The sequence below is a fragment of the Natronorubrum thiooxidans genome, assembly GCF_900156475.1.
Taxonomy (GTDB): domain Archaea; phylum Halobacteriota; class Halobacteria; order Halobacteriales; family Natrialbaceae; genus Natronorubrum; species Natronorubrum thiooxidans.
Map to the genome: position 1 here is coordinate 330,278 of NZ_FTNR01000002.1, position 15,809 is coordinate 346,086.

At 63.5% G+C, this 15,809-nt stretch carries 15 protein-coding genes; 6 read left to right on the forward strand and 9 right to left on the reverse strand.

Annotation, left to right across the window (positions count from 1 at the left end; genetic code table 11):
• Positions 1 to 76: 76 nt before the first annotated feature.
• The 5 genes from BW940_RS04730 to BW940_RS21685 all read right to left on the reverse strand — a co-directional run bounded on the left by BW940_RS04730 (position 77) and on the right by BW940_RS21685 (position 4,701).
• Positions 77 to 1,114, reverse strand: coding sequence for a sulfite exporter TauE/SafE family protein (locus tag BW940_RS04730; RefSeq protein ID WP_076608028.1), 1,038 nt, complete (start codon positions 1,112 to 1,114; stop codon positions 77 to 79).
• A complete protein-coding gene (locus BW940_RS21680) occupies positions 1,115 to 1,264 on the reverse strand; it encodes a DUF7512 family protein (protein ID WP_173834842.1) in 150 nt (49 codons plus the stop codon).
• A 313-nt stretch (positions 1,265 to 1,577) separates the two neighbouring features.
• Positions 1,578 to 3,431, reverse strand: a complete 1,854-nt coding sequence (locus BW940_RS04735) for a cation:proton antiporter domain-containing protein (RefSeq protein ID WP_076608029.1) — start codon at positions 3,429 to 3,431, stop codon at positions 1,578 to 1,580.
• 100 nt (positions 3,432 to 3,531) lie between these two features.
• Positions 3,532 to 4,548, reverse strand: a complete 1,017-nt coding sequence (locus BW940_RS04740; RefSeq protein ID WP_076608030.1) for a sulfite exporter TauE/SafE family protein — start codon at positions 4,546 to 4,548, stop codon at positions 3,532 to 3,534.
• 3 nt (positions 4,549 to 4,551) lie between these two features.
• A complete protein-coding gene (locus tag BW940_RS21685; protein WP_173834843.1) occupies positions 4,552 to 4,701 on the reverse strand; it encodes a DUF7512 family protein in 150 nt (49 codons plus the stop codon).
• Between the two features lie 376 nt (positions 4,702 to 5,077).
• On the opposite strand from BW940_RS21685, the gene BW940_RS04745 reads away from it, so the two are divergent.
• From BW940_RS04745 to BW940_RS04755, 3 genes are all read left to right on the forward strand, one after another.
• Entirely contained in the window at positions 5,078 to 5,923 is an 846-nt protein-coding gene (locus BW940_RS04745; protein WP_076608031.1) for a universal stress protein, read from the forward strand.
• Between the two features lie 427 nt (positions 5,924 to 6,350).
• The gene (gene trxA, locus BW940_RS04750) at positions 6,351 to 6,782 is read left to right on the forward strand and encodes a thioredoxin (RefSeq protein ID WP_076608032.1); all 432 of its coding nucleotides are present in this window, start codon (positions 6,351 to 6,353) and stop codon (positions 6,780 to 6,782) included.
• A 63-nt stretch (positions 6,783 to 6,845) separates the two neighbouring features.
• Entirely contained in the window at positions 6,846 to 7,385 is a 540-nt protein-coding gene (locus BW940_RS04755) for a DUF1684 domain-containing protein (protein ID WP_076608033.1), read from the forward strand.
• 14 nt (positions 7,386 to 7,399) lie between these two features.
• Here the strand turns inward: BW940_RS04755 and BW940_RS04760 are convergent, their stop codons facing one another.
• The 4 genes from BW940_RS04760 to BW940_RS04775 all read right to left on the reverse strand — a co-directional run bounded on the left by BW940_RS04760 (position 7,400) and on the right by BW940_RS04775 (position 12,643).
• Positions 7,400 to 9,046, reverse strand: a complete 1,647-nt coding sequence (locus BW940_RS04760) for a potassium channel family protein (protein ID WP_076608034.1) — start codon at positions 9,044 to 9,046, stop codon at positions 7,400 to 7,402.
• A gap of 41 nt (positions 9,047 to 9,087) precedes the next feature.
• Positions 9,088 to 9,657, reverse strand: coding sequence for a VIT1/CCC1 transporter family protein (locus BW940_RS04765; protein WP_076608035.1), 570 nt, complete (start codon positions 9,655 to 9,657; stop codon positions 9,088 to 9,090).
• 4 nt (positions 9,658 to 9,661) lie between these two features.
• Complete coding sequence (locus tag BW940_RS04770; RefSeq protein ID WP_076608036.1) at positions 9,662 to 9,955, reverse strand: DUF211 domain-containing protein; 294 nt, start codon at positions 9,953 to 9,955, stop codon at positions 9,662 to 9,664.
• A gap of 114 nt (positions 9,956 to 10,069) precedes the next feature.
• A complete protein-coding gene (locus tag BW940_RS04775) occupies positions 10,070 to 12,643 on the reverse strand; it encodes a calcium-translocating P-type ATPase, PMCA-type (RefSeq protein WP_076608037.1) in 2,574 nt (857 codons plus the stop codon).
• Positions 12,644 to 12,830: 187 nt separating this feature from the next.
• On the opposite strand from BW940_RS04775, the gene BW940_RS04780 reads away from it, so the two are divergent.
• From BW940_RS04780 to BW940_RS04790, 3 genes are all read left to right on the forward strand, one after another.
• Positions 12,831 to 13,928, forward strand: a complete 1,098-nt coding sequence (locus tag BW940_RS04780; protein WP_076608038.1) for a CNNM domain-containing protein — start codon at positions 12,831 to 12,833, stop codon at positions 13,926 to 13,928.
• A gap of 87 nt (positions 13,929 to 14,015) precedes the next feature.
• A complete protein-coding gene (locus BW940_RS04785; protein ID WP_076608039.1) occupies positions 14,016 to 14,897 on the forward strand; it encodes a universal stress protein in 882 nt (293 codons plus the stop codon).
• An 84-nt stretch (positions 14,898 to 14,981) separates the two neighbouring features.
• On the forward strand, positions 14,982 to 15,779 hold the full coding sequence (locus BW940_RS04790) for a ZIP family metal transporter (protein WP_076608040.1): 798 nt from the start codon (positions 14,982 to 14,984) through the stop codon (positions 15,777 to 15,779).
• The last annotated feature ends 30 nt before the right edge of the window (positions 15,780 to 15,809 follow it).

The window sequence follows — 15,809 nt, forward strand, 5'->3', positions numbered from 1 at the left end:
TGGTATAAGGGTTGTGTGAGTATTGTACAATGACGAGCCGCGGTAGTCAGGGACTACAAAAAACCGTCGTTCGACGTTAGTCCGCGACCGTCGCAGCCGTTTTCGACTCCGCGCGCATCGTTTTGATCGTGCTGTAGATCACGGCCCCACTGACCAGGAACGCCGAGAGCAGGATCAGCGCGAAGCTGACCGTGCTCAGGACCTCCATGCCGAGGTAGTCGCCGGCCTGGCGAAAGGCGACGGCGACCGAGCCACCCAGGAGCATCAGCCCGAAGTAGATCTTGATGTCGCCTTCGTTGACGATCCCCGTCGCCGCCGAGCCGATGCGGGCACCGAGTGCACTGCCGGCGAGCAGCGGTGCGACGATCGAGAGATCGACGCCACCTTCCATTCCGTAGAGGAACGACCCGATCCCGCCCGAGAAGACGATCTCGAACAGGTCGGTCCCGACCGCCACGGGAACCGGCACCCCGATGAGGTAGAACATCGCGGGCATGCGGATGAAGCCGCCGCCGACGCCGAGGAAGCCCGACAGCAGGCCCGTCGCAAAGGCAACAGCGAGGACCATCCACAGCGAGACCTGGATGCCGCCGGCGATCGTCATCATCGGTGGAACGCGATACGACTGGATCTTCTTTGCAATGTCCGGAATGGCGTCCGGATCGATCTCGTCGTTCGCGGCGTCGTGATGGCCACCACTGTCATCATCACCATCGCTTTTGAGTGCATTGCGCGTAACGAACACGCCGATTGCACCCAGCAGGACGACGTACGTGACGCCAATAACCCCGCTGGCGAGGCCGAGTTCCTCGAGGTAGAACACCCCGATTCGCCCGACCTCGATGCCGACCGACGTCCCGACGATCATCAACCCGCCGAGTTTGTAATCGACCTGTCCCAGGTCGTGGTGTTTTAACGTCGCTATCACGGCCGTCCCGAAGACGAACGCCATTCCACTCCCGACCGCGACCCGCGCTGGATACCCCATCACGAGTAACGCGGGCGTGACGAGGAACGAGCCACCCATCCCGAAGAAGCCAAACAGCACGCCGACCATGAAGCCGAAGCTGACGAACAGCACGATCAGCGTGAGTCCGATGCCAAACAGTTCCATCTATGTCTCCTTGATCGTCTTGATGATTGGTGGTGCTGCGACCTGCTCGAGTGCGCCGTATCCGACGTAGAGGACGATTGCCTCGACGAGGACGGCACCGACGAGCACGCCTGCCTGTGCTGCTGGGGAGAGGGCTGCGAAGTCGATCATGCGTCTCGACCTCCGTCCGTTACCAGTTGTGTGCGGATCATGGATTTCTACTCAGTAGAGTCTACTGGCAGAGTGCGTATAACGCTTTTGGGAATAGCGCACAATATTACTGCAACCTATCTCATTGCTAACCCACGAGAATATTTACATACGTTATCTAAATATAGCGGCCGGGTCGACGACGCCGTAAATCCCTCGGGCGCGCTCGAGCAATACACGTCAACAAATACCATACCAACTCCACTCGAGTCGACGTGAGAGTACTCGTACGCGAGAAACCGTGTGAGCCCGTGTCGGACTATGCCGATAACCGTTAGTCGTGTGGATGGAAACGCTTGACGGCGCGGTCGACGGCGTCAGTCTGCCCGAGGAACGTGACCCGGTCACCGTCCCGCAGTTCGTGATCACCGGTTGGCACCTCCGTCGACCCGTCGTCGTGGGTAAGCAAGCCAACGATACAGCCGTCCGGAATCTCGGCATTGACCTCGGCGATCGACTTCCCGACGAGGTCCCCGGCCGTTACTTCGATCTCCTGGACGTCACCGGTTCGGCCGAGTTCGTTCATCCACGCCGACAGCGACGGCCGTTCTAAGACGTTCTCGAGCGACCACGCGGTCGCCATCGAGAGGTCGATCGCCCGGACGCCGAGCGATTCGAAGGCATCGACGTTGTCGGGTTGGTTGACCCGTGAGGCGATCTTCTCGACGCCGAAGGTCGTCTTCGAGAGTTGACAGACCAGCAGGTTGACGTCGTCGTCCGGCGAGGTCGCGATAACCGTCTTCGCGTCCGCGACACCGGCCCGCTCGAGGACGTCGGCGTCGGTGCCGTCGCCTTCGATCGCTCGCAGACCCCGTTTGCGGGCTTTTTCGACCGCATCGGGGTCGTTGTCGACGAGCAGTACGTTTTCGCCGTCCTGTTCGAGCCGTTCTGCGAGGGAGAGGCCGACCCGCCCCCCGCCGATGATGAGTGTGCGCATTGGTGAAACCTCGAGGTAGTTCGCGATCTGTGGTGCGAGCCCAGCCTGTAAGACGACCGTCGCGAAGATGATCAAAAAGACGGTGCCGGCCAACAGCTGGGCTTCCTGTGGCCGGCCGAGTATCTGCAGTTCGACGGCAAACAGCGTCGCAACGCTGGCGGGGATGATCCCGCGTGGGCCGACGGCGCTGAGAAAGAGCCGTTCGTTGTGGGTAAAGCGCTCGGCCGTCGTCGAGAGATAGATCACTGCCGGCCGAAGCACCAGCGTGATCGCGACGACGATAACGAGGCCGGCAACTCCGAGCCGGAAGATGTCCGCGAAGTCGATCAACGCCGCCAGCGCGACGAACACGAACGAGAGGACGACGACCGAAAGATCGTCCAGGAAGTCGATAACGTCCTCGTGGTGTGGGAGATCGATGTTGCCGAGTGCAAACCCGGCCATCGCAGCGGCGGCAATCCCGGTCTCGCTGGCGATCGTTTCGGCACCGGCGTAGGCGACGACGATCCCGGCGAGGACGATCAGCCGAGCGTGCAGCGGGCCATTGCTGGGGGCGAGGTTTCCACGGGTGAGCAACAGCCAGACGCCCGCGGCGACGATCGCACCGAACCCGAGCCCGATGCCGAGTCGCTGGAGAAAGTAGCCGACGAGAGATGGCCAGCTCCCGTCGCCAGCGATAAGTACCTCGAAGACGACGACGACCAGGATTGCAGCCGTGACGTCGTTGATTACGCCCTCGCCCTCGAGGACGGCGATAACGTGATCGCGGACGGTTACGACCTGGAGGATCGGGCCGATCACCGTCGGGCCGGTTGCGATCAACAGCGCCCCGACGAGCAGCCCGACGTCGACGCTTGTCTCGAGGAAAACGACCACGGCGGCGGCCGTCCCGAGCCAGGTGATCGCTGCACCGACGGTGGTGAGCCGGAGCAGCGCCGTTGGGCTCTCTCGGAGCTTCCCGAGATGGAGGTGATAGCCGCCTTCGAAGAGGATGATCGCGACGCTGACGCCGACGATCGCGGAGAGGCCGCCGCCGAAGGTTTCCTGGGAGACGATCCCGATCCCTTCCGGACCGATCAGGATCCCAGCCAGGATCAGAAACAGGACGCTCGGAATTCGCAGTCGATCCGCGAGCACGCGGGAGGCGACGCCGAGCGCCAAGATCACGGCGACGATACCGACGAGCGTCACCGCGGATCGCCCGCGCTGGGCTCTCGAACACGCGTTGGCCACAGCGGTTGCGGTTCCGGTGTCGCTGGTACCATAATCTCGAGGTGGTCGCTGTACATGGTCAATCGTTGCCTTTGGCTGCTGTCCCGGGATGGCTGTCGGTCGTCCGGACTGCCTGGACGCCGTAGTAGAAGATCACGACCGTCACGAAAAGCGACGAGCCGACGAGCAAGACGAAGCTGACAGTATCGAGAATCGGCATCTCGAGCCACGTGGCGAGTTCACCGAAGGCAACCGCTGTGCTGGCCAGCAAGAGCATGATGCCGAAGTAGATGGTAACGTCGTCCTCGTCGACGTACGCCGTCGCTGCCGAGCCGATGCGGGCACCGAGTGCACTCCCCATCAACAACGCAGTCACGACGCCGATGTCGATGACACCGGACAATCCGTAGGTGAACGCGCCGACCGCACCCGACATGAGCGCACCGAAGAGGCTCGTTCCGACGGCGGCAGTGAGTGAGACCCCGATGAGATAGTAGATTGCGGGCATGCGAATAAAGCCACCGCCAACACCGAGAAAGCCCGAAACCAGTCCGACGCCTCCACCGACACCGGAGATCGTCCACATCGATGCCTTGCTCCCGTCGGTGAGCGTGACCATCGGTGGGATGTTGTACGACTTGATCGTTTGTGCGATCTCGGGGATCTCATCGCCAGTGTCGTCGTCGTCGTCAGTTGACTGATTGAGTGCACTCCGAACGAACAGGACGCCGATCGCTGCAAGCAACAGGATGTACGCGACGCCGACGACGAGCTCAGCCCGGCCGAGTGCCTCGAGGAAGAAGACGACGGCCTTGCCACCCTCGATACCGAGAACGATGCCGACGAACATGAGCGCGCCGAGTTTGTAATCGACTTCGCCGACGTCGTGGTGTTTCAGCGTCGCGATGACGGCCGTTCCGAAGACGAACGCCATCGAACTACCGATCGCGACCGGGGCGGGATAGTCGAGGATCAGCAGCGCTGGTGTAACGAGAAAGGAGCCGCCCATGCCGAAGAAGCCGAAGAACACGCCGACCATGAAGCCGAAACCGATGAACAACGCCAGGAGTTCGATACTCAGTCCAAGGAGCGCCATCGGTTATCCGTTCCCCAACCGTTCGATGACCGGCGGGGCAACCGCTCGTTCGACGACGCCGTAGCCGGCGTAGAGGACGATCGCCTCGACGAGGACGACGGCGACGAGGAGTGTTGCCTGGACCGTCGGTGAGAGTGTATCGAGCCCTAGCATTCGTTTCGACTCCAGATGACCGTCGTTTGTATCCGGCACAGCGGTTCTCGCATACGCCCCTCTATCTGCAGAAGCTGTATAACACTTTTGGGATTGGTGTACAATATTATTAACGAGAATCTCACGGCTATCCAACGGAAATATCTTCGTACGTTTTACAAATATATCGATTGAGCGGATACCGAGCCCGTTCTCGAGCGCGCCACACCGTGGCACGACGAGGGTTCTCGCGATTAGTGAGTCGAACCACTGCAGTTACAGCGACCACAGCCGAACGGTGCAACTGGCGACCGGTCAGCGACCGACCCACTCAGTTGCGAACAACGCCGTATTGGGGAGGGAAAACAATATTATACCGTCGACACCTATAGCCAGTATGAAAGCCGTCTGTGCCACCGACCTTTCGGCAGCGAGCGAAGCGACTATCCAAAGCGAGACGTGCCTCGAGTGTCTCGGGCGGATCGGCGTCGAGGAGATTCACCTCGTCACCGTGATCCCGTCGAACGTTCACGCGGGGATGCCCGGTATCGACTTCGAAAAGCGCCGCCGGCAGGCGCTCGATCGCTACCGTAGGGTCATCGAGAAGGCCGGCTTCGACGTCGAAACGCACGTCGTTCGCGGCACGCCCCACCGACGGATCACCGGGATCGCCGAAACGATCGGCGCGAGCCTGACGATCGTTGGCTCGCGCGGGAAAAGCCCGCTCGAGAACCGCGTCATCGGATCGACGGCGCGAAACCTCGCTCGGACGACGGTGACGCCGCTGCTCGTCAACCGGGTCGAACGCGAGACGGAAGACCCCGACGTCGTCAGAGCACACCTGTTCCAGCGCATGCTGTACGCCACGGACTTTTCCGAGAACGCAGAACGGGCGTTCGAGACGTTCTCGTACCTGCGCCACGCCACCGAGGAGGCGACGCTGGTCCACGTTCAGACGCCGAAAGATCCCGGCCTTCCGGAGGATGACGATCCCGAAGAAACCCTCGGAGAACTCGCTGCCCAACTCGAGGAGTGGGGGATCGAGACGCAGATCAACGTTCGACAGGGCGATCCCGCCGACGAAATCCTCGCCGCGGAGGCCGAGTACGATCCGACGACGATCCTCGTCGGCTCGCGTGGTCACAGCCGACTCCGCCGACTGCTGCTCGGCAGCGTCTCCGAGGACATCGTCGCGCAGGCGAACGGGAACGTGATGCTCGTGCCGCCGGAGCGACTGGCCTGAGACGGACCGCTGTCCGCCAACTCCATCGCGACTGCGACCAGCCCGCAAGGAATCACGCAGTGCTCGCAGTCGCGGTCAGGTTCTGTTGCCCGGACCAGTCGCGGCCGACACCGTTTCACGGCCCAAGAGCGTGTCGCATGGTACGGTATGATTCGATCACAGACAACACAATAATATTGTTAGATTAGTACACTACTACAAACCCTATCCGACCACATGGAATTTGGTCGATCTGGACGGGTACAACAGCCCATCGCTTGCCCCGAACCCGCTGGCTTTCGTATCCATTCGCAACTCACGCATCCCGGTCGACCCACTCGTCACCCGATAGCTCCCAGTCCAGCCGCGGAATACCCGCACCCCGACCAGACAATATTGTTCGTGCTACACACAATTATTATGGTTACCGAGTCCGTACAGTCGGGTGATGAGTGACGCTGCAGACGACGAACGACAGCGAATCCGTGAGCAAAAGAAACAGGAACTGCGCGACCGCCTCGAGAACGGGGGCAGCCTCGACGACGCTCAGCAGACGGCCAGCCCGTCCGAACCGATCAGCGTTCGGGGTGGCGACCACCTCGAGTCCGTCGTCAACGACCACGACGTCGTCCTCGTGGACTGCTATGCCGACTGGTGTGGGCCCTGTCAGATGCTCGAGCCGACGGTGAAGGCACTGGCTGCAGAAACCGACGCCGCGGTCGCGAAAGTCGACATCGACGCCAACCAGGGGCTCGCCCAGCAACTGGGCGCGCGCAGCGTCCCGACGCTGCTCATTTATGCGGACGGCCAGCCCGTCGAGCGCATGGTCGGCGTGCAGGACAAAGCGACGCTGAAGGGCCTTATCGAGCAGCACAGCTAAGATCACATACCGGTTGGGAGACGAACGGCACCCGAACTGACGACGCCTCATACCACTTTACCCATGACCGACGACTGGAAACGGACGCTCGAGATGCAACGCGACGAGAAAGACCAGTACTTCGCCAACGACCCCCACTCGCCGATTCCGCCGGCCGAACGCGAGTCGGTCGACGGTCTCGAGTACTACCCGATCGACGGTGACTACCGGTTCGAGCTCCCACTCGAAACGTACGACGAGCCCGAGCCCGTCGTCGTCGCCACGAGCACGGACGGCGAGCGCGAGTACCTGCGCTGGGGCGAGTTTCGGTTCACCGTCAGCGGCGAGGAGGTCACCATCCAAGCGTACAAATCCGAGGCGGACGACGACCGGCTCTGGGTGCCGTTTCGCGACGCGACCAGCGGTGAGGAAACCTACGGCGCGGGTCGATACCTCGATTTAGAACCCGACACCCACCGGACGGCCGACGGGGAGTGGCTCCTCGATTTCAACGAGGCGTACAACCCCACGTGTGCGTACTCGGACCAGTATGACTGCCCACTTCCGCCGACGGAAAACTGGCTCGAGGTCCCGATCGAAGCCGGCGAGAAGGTGTTTCACTGAGTCCGGAAGCGCGGTTACTCGTTTTTGAGGTACGTCTGTTCGAACGAGCGGACACTCTCGTCGGTTCCCGCGATGATAACCTCGTCGTCCGGGTCGAACTCGAGCGTGTCCGGGTCGAACTCCGCGATCAGCTCCCCGTCACGGACGACGACGAGGACGGTACAGCCGGTCGTTGCCCGGACGTCGGCACCGGTGAGGGTGCGACCCGCCAGCCGGCCGACGGGGAGTCTGACGACGTCGATCTGTTTGTCGAACGTCAGCACCGATTCGTCCTCGAAGATCGTCGACGCCAGCATGCGACCGCTGACGGTCGCAAGCGACTGGACATACGCCGCGCCCGCCCGGTACAGTTTCCCCTCGCTCTTCGACTCGTTCGCCCGCACGATCACGTCGATCTCGGGGTTCAGATCGCTCGCGATCAGCGTCGTGAAAATCGCAGTCGTGTCGTCGTTGACGGCGATGATCACGGCCGATGCGTCCTCGATGTCGGCCTCGAGGAAGGTCTCCGGCTCTCGGGCGTCGCCCACGACGTCGACGCCCTCACTCTCCTGTCTGTCGATCACCGTCACCTCGGCTCCCGTCGACTCGAGGACGTCGGCCGCGACCGCTCCCGCCTCCCCGTAGCCGGCGACGAGGACGCGCTGGGGGGAAAACGACTGTACCGAGGACGTCGCCTCCTCGCGCAGGGCCGCGATCCGGTCCGGTTCCCCCGCGACGAGCAGCCGAACGTCGTCGTCTAACTCGAGGGCCGGATCGATCGGGCTCTCGAACTCGCCATCGACCCAGACGCCGATGATATCGACAGCGAACCGGTCTCGAAGCCGCACGTCGCCCGCAGTCCGGTTACAGAGGTCACTTCCCGATTCGATCGAGAGCTCGACCAGTTCCAGATCGTTCCCGATTTCGATGCCGTCGTCGACCGCCGTCGTGACAGCAGTCGGGACCTGATGGGCCAGACTCTCGCCCAGCAGTTGCCGCGGCGAGAGCACGCTATCGGCCCCCGCGATTCGGTGGTACTCCGCGAGGGACACGTCTTCGACGAGCGTCACCGTCGTAACGTCCGGGTTCACTTCCCGCGCCGACAGAACGATGCTCGCGCTACTCTCGTCCGAACTGTCCGCGACGAGCGCCATCGCTCGTTCAACCCCCGCGTTCTCGAGCACCTCGACTGACTCTGGGTCGCCGTGGACGACCCGGTGACCCGCCTCGTGGAGGCGCGTCGCCAGTTCGTCGTCGGATTCGACGATGACGTAGGCTTGGCCTCGAGATTCGAGTTCCTCGACGAACGTCTCGCCGCGGGAGGTGTACTCGCAGATAACGACGTGGTCCTCGAGATCAGTCACCGCCGTCGGTGGCGTAGGGGAGAGCGTGTTTCGGAGCCACGGGACCGCGAACACGTCCGCGGCAGTGAGGATCAGTCCGATGCCGGCCAGTTGCATCCCGATCATCAACAGGTTCATCTGCGGGGTCTGCCACGGTGCGTCCTCACCGTACCCCGTCGTCGTGTACGTCTGGAAGACGATCTCGAGCGAACGAAACAGCGGCTGTGGCCGCCCTTCCCACGTCGACATCCCGTAGTTGTATAGAAGCGTAAATATCACCGTCGTCGCGGCCACCAGCGCCAGATAGTAGCCGGTCCGCCGGGACTTCCACAATGACATACTGATCGTTTTAGCTGGTCCGGTGTTTACGTTACCGATCGTCAGCCCGGCAGAAACAGATTGAGAACGGCGACGACGATTCCTGCAAGTCCCATCCGGACGCCGGCGACGATCCAGTTCTGTTTCGAGATCGATCCGAGGTACGCGCCGAATAGAAACAGGACGACGACGCCGACGGCGATCCCGACGAGCGTCGCCTCGAGCAGCGTAAAGACGACGTCGTGGGCGAGAAACGGGAGCAATGGCAGAATAATGCCGATCAACGGCCCGATACCGCTCGCCACCGCGTTGATCTTTCGCGCCCCTGTCCGTCGCTCTTGAACCGTCGTCTCGTCTAACTCGGTTAGCATGGCCTGCTCGATCCGCAGCAGTTCGGCCTGTTTCTCGGCGCGTTCGATCTCCCAGACGCTCCAGACGCCCGACGTGCCGAGTCCGACGGCCGCGCCGAGGCCGATCGTGACGACGGTGATCCCTTCGGTCACGCCCGACAGATACGCGCCGACGATAATCCCGATGCTCGTCAGCGTGCCGTCGAACCCGTTCGAGATGAAGTAGCGCCGCGAGATCGATCGGACGTCCTCGTCCGCGAGGAGCGTGCGAAGCGACGGCATTTGCCTAGCGGTCCTGTGGCGTCGCGCTCTGTTCGACCAGTCGCTCGCCGCAGACGACCTGATCGATCGAATGGACCGTCCCGCCCAGGTCGACGAGGGTCTCTTCGACGGTCGCCGCCTCGAGGTCGTCGCCTTCGATCGTGAGTTTGATGTTTTGGACCGCCCGATCGGTTTCGACGAGCACGGCGTTAACGCCCTCGACGCCCGAACAGCCGGCGACGGCGTCGGCGAACTCGAGGATGTCAGGGTCGTGCGGTTTCATGACGTCGAGGACGAGCCGTCGTATCGGGGCGTTCATATCACGTACCGTCTCGGGCGAGCGTCTTAGTGACGAGGGCGATTCGCGGCCGGCGAAATCGACGGGCGACCTGCCAGCCCGGCGAGCGAACGCTCCCGGACTCCCACCCGCCCGTCACCGATGCCGTCGTTTGACGAACACGGCGACCGCGAGATAGCCGGGCAGACAGACGGCGAGGACGACCGCGATGAGTCCCCAGTCAGCCACCTCGAGCGGGATCGTCCCGAAGTACTCGTTGAGCGGCGTATACAACACCGCGAGCTGGAGTGCCATCGACATCGCGACGGCGACCGTCAGCCATGGATTCGACAGTGCCGGCGTCTCACGGAGCCAGCGGATGACGTAGAGGCCGCCGAGTTCGAGGAAGACGAACGACGTGAACACCATCGTCATCGTATACGGCGTGACCGACGCGGCTCCCTCGAGCGTGTAGACCATGAGCGCGAGCAGGACGACCGTGGTCACGGTCCCGATGCCGGCGATCAGCGTGAGTATCTGCCGACCGATGATTCCCTGGTCGCGGTCGCGCGGGGGCCGATCCATCACATCGCCGCTTGCGGGGTCCGCGCCCAGCGCCAGCGCCGGCAACCCGTCGGTGAGCAGGTTGATCCACAGCAACTGGACGGCAGGCAGGATGAGATAGCCGTACAGCGAGGCGATGAAAACGATCGCCACCTCCGCGACGTTCGCGGTGAGCAGGTAGGCGACGAACTTCCAGATGTTGTCGAAGATCGCCCGCCCGCGCTCGATCGCGCGCTCGATCGTCGCGTAGTTGTCGTCGAGCAAGACCATATCCGAGGCCTGTCTGGCGACGTCCGTCCCGCGAACCCCCATCGCGACGCCGATGTCGGCGTTTTTCAGCGCGGGCGCGTCGTTGACGCCGTCGCCGGTCATCGCAACGTCGTGGCCCCGATCCTGTAGCGCCTGCAGGATGCGAACCTTGTGCTCCGGCGACGTCCGCGCGAAAATGTCGACCGAGGCGACCCGCTCGCGCAGCGTCTCTTCGTCCATTTTCTCGACTTCTCGGCCCTCGAGCACCGTGCTCCCGAATCCAATTGATTCGCCGATCGCCCGCGCCGTCCGGACGTTGTCGCCGGTCACCATTTTCACGTCGATGCCCGCGCGTGTCGTCGCCGCAATCGCATCGGCGACCTCCGTTCGCGGCGGGTCGATCATCCCGGACAACCCGACGAACGTCAGCCCGTCGTCGAGAGCGTCGGCATCGGCAGGCTCGTCGCGGTAGGCCATCGCGAGCACGCGCAGTGCGTCGTCGCCGAACGCCTGTACCGTCTCCTCGATCCGAGCGCGGCGGTCGTCGGTCAACTCGACGGGCCCGTCGTCGGTCAGAATCCGATCGCAGTTCTCGACGACGACCTCCGGTGCGCCCTTGACGTAGCCGACGTCGTCGTGGACGGTCCCCATCCACTTGCGCTCGGATGAAAAGGGGATCTCGTCCGTCCGTGGCATCTCGGCTCTGCGTTGCGCTATGTCGATCCCGCGACTATCGGCCGCCTCGAGCAGCGCCTGTTCGGTCGGATCGCCGTCCTCGAGGGTCGAATCGTTACAAAGGACGCCGATCTCGAGGAGCAGCTCCTCGCGGTCGGTGCGCGTCGCCGGCTCGTCGGTGGCAACCTGCTCGAGATCGACGATGGTGTCGTTCAGCCAGAGTTTACTGACGGTCATCTGGCCTTTCGTGAGCGTCCCGGTTTTGTCCGTACAGACGACGTCGACGGCACCGAGCGCCTCGACCGCGGGGAGCCGACGAACCAGTGCGTTCTCGGCCGACATCAGGCGAACGCCGAGTGCGAGCGTGAGCGTCACCACCGCGGGCAGTCCCTCCGGAATCGCCGCGACAGCCAGCGACACCGCAGTCAGCGCGGCCTGAAGCGCCGACGTTCCACGGAAGAGCAACAGCGGTGCGACCAGCGCCGAGAGGACGAGCACGCCGAATCCGAGGGTCCGACCCAGCTGGTCGAGTTCGTCCTGCAGCGGCGTACGGGTCTCCTCAGTCGCGGCGAGTTCGTGAGCGATCGCCCCGACCGCCGTCTCCATGCCCGTGTCAGTGACGACGGCCCGGCCCTTCCCGCGGGTGACGTTCGTGCCCTTGTAGACCATCCCCTCTCGTTCCGCCAGCGGTGCCTCGGACTCGACCGTCGCCGTCGACTTCGAAACCGGAACGCTCTCGCCGGTCAACGCCGCCTCGTCGACCTCGAGGTCGGACGCCTCGAGCAGTCGAGCGTCGGCGGGGACGACGTCGCCGCCGCGGAACACGACGACGTCACCGGGAACGAGTTCAGTCGCGGCGATCTCGCGCGTGTCGCCGTCCCGGCGGACCGTGGCCGTCGGCGCGGCGAGCCCCCGAAGCGCCTCCAGGCTTCGCTCGGCCCGAAAATCCTGGACGAAGCCGAAGATCCCGTTTGCCACGACGATGATCGCGATCAGGATTGCGTCGACGGCGTTCCCGGCCCAGATCGAGAGGGCGGCCGCAGCGATCAGGACCCAGATCAGCACGCTGTCGAACTGCGCGATGAAGATGTCGGCCGCCGATCGGCCACCACCCCGGACGATGTCGTTCTCGCCGTAGGTCTCGAGTCGACGCCGTGCCTCCTCGCTCGTCAGCCCGTCGGGGTCCGCGTCGAGGTCCTCGAGGACACGCTCGGGCGACCGCTCGTGTGGCGAGGCTGCCATTGTCCCGACTGTCACTGTGGAAACCTATAGGCGTACACCCCGGAATTGTGGTCCGATGGCGAGCAGGACACATCGGTGGCCGACAGAATCTATCTCGAGCGATGGGCGCAGTTCGGTCGCGATCGACACGACTGCAGCCGAGTTGAAGACAAAGTGATTACTCGCTCCACTCCGAAGTGGCAACCGAGTGAACGGGATCGAAATCGGAGTTCGGTTGGTCGCTGGTGTCGGCCTCATCCTCGCGAACGCCTTTTTCGTCGCCATCGAGTTCGCGCTCACCCGTGTCAGGCAGTACCCCGAGTCGACGTTCGACGAACCCGGCCTCCGCCGGGCCTGGGAGATGACCGACGACCTCGAGATCTACCTTACGAGCTGTCAGGTCGGCATTAGCGCGACGAGCATTGCCGTCGGCATCGTCGCCGAACCGGCCCTCGCCACAGTCGTCGCGCCCATCTTCGCGAACACGGCGCTTGCCTCCGCGGGTGCGGGTGCGGTCGTCGCCTTCGTCATCATCAACCTCTTGCATCTCACCCACGGCGAACAGACGCCGACCTATCTCGGCGTCGAGCGGACGAAGTTCGTCGCCCGATACGGCGCAACACCGCTGTACTGGTATGCTGCGCTGCTCCGCCCCGTGATCTGGCTCGGCGACGCCGTCGCGAAGTGGACGCTCCGACGCTTCGGGATCGAGATGACCGGTGCGTGGCTCGAGACCGAGACGGAAATCATCGAGACGCGAGCCGACCTCCGGCGGAAACTCGGCTCAGTCCTCGAGCAGGGTGATCTCCCGCGGGAACGTCGAGAAGAGATCCTCAACGCGCTCGTCGTCGGCGAGGAACTGGTCAGCGACGCCATGACTGACGTCGAGGACGTAACCTTCCTTTCGACGGCGGCGTCCGTGGAAGACAATCTGGATCGGATCGGCTCGAGTCCGCACACGCGGTTTCCGCTGATCGATGGCGAGCCCGAGGCGTTCGTCGGCATCGTCTACGTCCCGACGGTCGTCGACCGCATCGACGACCTCCGCGACGGGACGGTGACGTTCGAGGAGTTCGCGACGCCGCCGATGACGCTTTCGGCCGACACGCCAGTCAGCGACGCCATCGACGCGTTACAGGCCGAACAGCAGGAACTCGCGCTCGTCGAGGACGACGGCGACGTCGTCGGCCTGCTGACGGTCACGGACGCCCTCGAGGCGCTGGTCGGAGCGTTCGAGGATCCGCTCGAGACGGACGACTTCCTGTCGGAGCGCGTCGGTCGCCGACGCTCGCGGACGGACTCCTGATCGACGCCGTTCTCTCGTTCATCTCGCCCGTCTCAATGTCGGCTCGCCAACAACACACGTATACCACTCCCGACCGAACGCGGAAGTATGTACGATTTCGTTCTCGTTCCCGTCGACGGCGGCGACTCCTCGATGGCGGCCCTCGAGCACGCTGTCGAACTCGCGGCCGACCACGGGGCGACCGTCCACCTCCTCTACGTCGCCGACACGAACACGCCCAGCCTCGCTCGACAGGGGACGACCGTCGTCGACACACTCGAGCAGGAAGGTGAAGACGTCCTCGCGGCGGCCCGATCCGTGGCCGAGGATCAGGGCGTGCCCACCGTGAGCGACGTTATCCAGGGCGATCCGCGCGAGGTCATCCTCGAGGCCGCCGCGTCCGGCCCTGTTGACCTCATCGTCATGGGAACGCACGGCCGACGCCGGCTCGGGGAGTACGTCCTCGGCACCGTCACGGAGGGCGTCATCAACGAGACTGAGATGCCGGTGGTGACGGTTCGGGCGGACGAGGACGTGACGCGGTCGTACCCGTACGACGGGATTCTCGTCCCGATGGACGGGAGCGACCACGCGGAGGCGGCACTCCGCCTCGGTACCGAAATCGCAGTCCACCACGGCGCGACGATATACCTGTTGACCGTCGTCGATACGCCCGTTCTCGGGATCGCCGACAGGACGACGTCGGTCGCCGACGACCTCGAAGAACGGGCCCGCAAGATCCTCACCGAAGCTTCGGCGATTGCGTCGGACGCGGGAGCCGACGACGTCGTCACGACGGTCGAATCGGGCTCGGTCCCGCGAGAGATTGAGTCGGCCGCGGACGCGGACGGTGTCGACCTCGTCGTCATGGGGACCCACGGGCGGATCGGCCTCGATCAGCGACTGCTCGGCTCGACGACCGAACGGGTGATTCGGACGGCACCGACGCCCGTGGTAACGACGAGCGCGACCGTCACCGACGACGACTGATCGACCCGGGACGAACGCGAACCACACCGCTCGAGGCCACTTTCGCTGGCGATTTATACGACCGGTTCGAGGAGCGACATATAGATGTCCCTGCTCGAGAATCTCGTCTTGGTGTTCGTCGCGGGGTTCATTACGGCGTTGGCGACCGGGATCGGCGCACTGCCGTTTTTCTTCTTCGACTCGATTAGCGACCGTCGAAGCGTCATGCTCTGGGGACTGTCCTCCGGGATCATGGTTTCGGCGTCGGTGTTCGGCCTCATCGAGGAGGGGCTAGCCGAAGGGACGATGGGCCAGATCGCCGTGGGGATGGCCGCCGGCGTCTTGCTCGTCGTCATTGCACACGACGTCCTCATGGACGCCGACATCGACCCACGCGAGTACGAGGAGGCGGACTTCAAGAAACTCGTGCTTATTCTCGGTATTCTGACCGTCCACAGCTTTCCGGAAGGGATCGCCGTCGGCGTCTCGTTTGCAGATCTTGGTCTCGAGGGAGGGGTCGCGTTTCTGGGCTTTACCGTCCCGCTGCTGGCGGTCTTCATGACGATTGCGATCTCGATTCACAACATTCCGGAAGGCACCGCGATCTCGATCCCCCTGAAATCGATGGGCGTGTCCAAGTGGAAGATGGTCTGGTGGGCAGTCTTCTCGAGTCTGCCACAGCCACTCGGAGCCGTTATCGCGTTCGCGTTCGTTAGCGTCGCGCGGGAGTTCCTGCCCTACGGCTTCGGCTTCGCCGCGGGAGCGATGATCTACCTCGTGCTCACCGAGTTCATCCCGGAAGCCCTGGATCTTGGCAAAGGGCTCCCGAACGGCGGGAAACCGGAGCTCGCGGGCGGAATCGTTCTCGGTGTGGCGATTATGGTGCCACTGGCGTTCATCTGATCGCCGTTACCAGTCGTTGCGAATACGGTT

Coding starts and splice junctions, on each gene's coding strand:
- BW940_RS04730 (WP_076608028.1), bottom strand. CDS start 1,114: ATGGAACTGTTTGGCATCGGACTCACGCTGATCGTGCTGTTCGTCAGC.
- BW940_RS21680 (WP_173834842.1), bottom strand. CDS start 1,264: ATGATCGACTTCGCAGCCCTCTCCCCAGCAGCACAGGCAGGCGTGCTC.
- BW940_RS04740 (WP_076608030.1), bottom strand. CDS start 4,548: ATGGCGCTCCTTGGACTGAGTATCGAACTCCTGGCGTTGTTCATCGGT.
- BW940_RS21685 (WP_173834843.1), bottom strand. CDS start 4,701: ATGCTAGGGCTCGATACACTCTCACCGACGGTCCAGGCAACACTCCTC.
- BW940_RS04745 (WP_076608031.1), top strand. CDS start 5,078: ATGAAAGCCGTCTGTGCCACCGACCTTTCGGCAGCGAGCGAAGCGACT.
- trxA (WP_076608032.1), top strand. CDS start 6,351: ATGAGTGACGCTGCAGACGACGAACGACAGCGAATCCGTGAGCAAAAG.
- BW940_RS04755 (WP_076608033.1), top strand. CDS start 6,846: ATGACCGACGACTGGAAACGGACGCTCGAGATGCAACGCGACGAGAAA.
- BW940_RS04760 (WP_076608034.1), bottom strand. CDS start 9,046: ATGTCATTGTGGAAGTCCCGGCGGACCGGCTACTATCTGGCGCTGGTG.
- BW940_RS04765 (WP_076608035.1), bottom strand. CDS start 9,657: ATGCCGTCGCTTCGCACGCTCCTCGCGGACGAGGACGTCCGATCGATC.
- BW940_RS04770 (WP_076608036.1), bottom strand. CDS start 9,955: ATGAACGCCCCGATACGACGGCTCGTCCTCGACGTCATGAAACCGCAC.
- BW940_RS04775 (WP_076608037.1), bottom strand. CDS start 12,643: ATGGCAGCCTCGCCACACGAGCGGTCGCCCGAGCGTGTCCTCGAGGAC.
- BW940_RS04785 (WP_076608039.1), top strand. CDS start 14,016: ATGTACGATTTCGTTCTCGTTCCCGTCGACGGCGGCGACTCCTCGATG.
- BW940_RS04790 (WP_076608040.1), top strand. CDS start 14,982: ATGTCCCTGCTCGAGAATCTCGTCTTGGTGTTCGTCGCGGGGTTCATT.